The following is a 1,241-nucleotide window of genomic DNA, read 5'->3' on the forward strand; positions in this document are numbered from 1 at the left end:
AGGCGCCGGGGGCGGCGGAGTTGTTGGCGGAGCTGCCGATGGCGGAGATCCATGCGTGTGATCTGGCGGACCGGTCCGCGGTGGAGGCGTTGCTGGCCGTGGTCGGTCGGGTCGACGCGGTCGTGCACGCGGCCGGTGTGGGCGAGGACGTGTCGCTGGTCGACGCGGACGAGGCGCATCTGGACCGGGTGATCCGGGGCAAGGTCGACGGGGCGTTGCACCTGGACACGTTGGCCGGTACGGAACTCGACGCATTCGTGGTGTTCTCGTCCATCTCGGCGACATGGGGCAGCAGTCGGCAAGCCGCGTACGGGGCGGCGAACACCGCTCTCGACGCCCTGGTCCTGCGCCGACGGGCCGCCGGGCTCCCCGGCACGTCGGTCGCCTGGGGTCCCTGGGCGAGCGTCGGCATGGCGGCCGACGTCGAGGCCGCCGCTTCGCTCCGCAGGCAGGGCCTGGTGGGGATGGCTCCCGATCGCGCCGTGGCCGCGCTGGCCCGGGCCGTGGGCGCCGGGGACGACCTGGTCACGGTCGCGGACGTGCGGTGGTCGGAGTTCCTGCCGCTGTTCACGGCGGCGCGTGAGCGGCCGTTCCTGGCCGACCTGCCGGAGGCCGCCGAGTCGGCTGCCGCGCCGGAGTCGGACTCCGGGCTGGCCGCGCGGTTGGCGGGTCTGTCGTCGGCGGAGCGGCAGCGGACCGTGCTGGAGCTGGTCCGGGCCGAGGTCGCGGGGGCTCTCGGCCATGCGTCGGCCGGGGAGATCGAGGCGTCGCGGGCGTTCAAGGAGCTGGGCTTCGACTCGCTGACCGCCGTCGAACTGCGGAACCGTCTGCGGTCGGCGACCGGGCTGGCGCTGCCGGCGACGCTGGCGTTCGACTACCCGAGCGCCGAGCGGCTCGCCGCGTACGTGCTGGCCGAGGTGGGAGGCGCGGAGGCGGCCGGTCCTGCCGTTCCGGCGCTCGCTGTCGCCACCGACGACGATCCGGTGGTGATCGTCGGGATGGGCCTGCGGCTGCCCGGCGGGGTGGACTCTCCGGAACGGTTCTGGGAGTTGCTCTCCGCAGGCGAGGACGGGATCGGGGCGTTCCCGACGGATCGTGGATGGGATCTGGACGGCCTGTACCACCCGGATCCGGAGCATGCGGGGACGTTCTACGCCCGGGAGGGCGGGTTCCTGTACGGGGCGGGGGACTTCGATGCGGGGCTGTTCGGGATCTCGCCGCGTGAGGCGCTGGCGATGGAT

1 protein-coding gene is annotated in these 1,241 nt (G+C 73.9%); it reads left to right on the plus strand.

Annotated elements, in window-relative coordinates:
* Window positions 1-23 precede the first annotated feature (23 nt).
* On the plus strand, window positions 24-1,241 hold a 1,218-nt coding region (locus PUR61_RS00390; RefSeq protein WP_329874410.1), incomplete at its 3' end, for a beta-ketoacyl reductase.

The organism is Streptomyces sp. BE20 (assembly GCF_036322525.1).
GTDB lineage: Bacteria > Actinomycetota > Actinomycetes > Streptomycetales > Streptomycetaceae > Kitasatospora.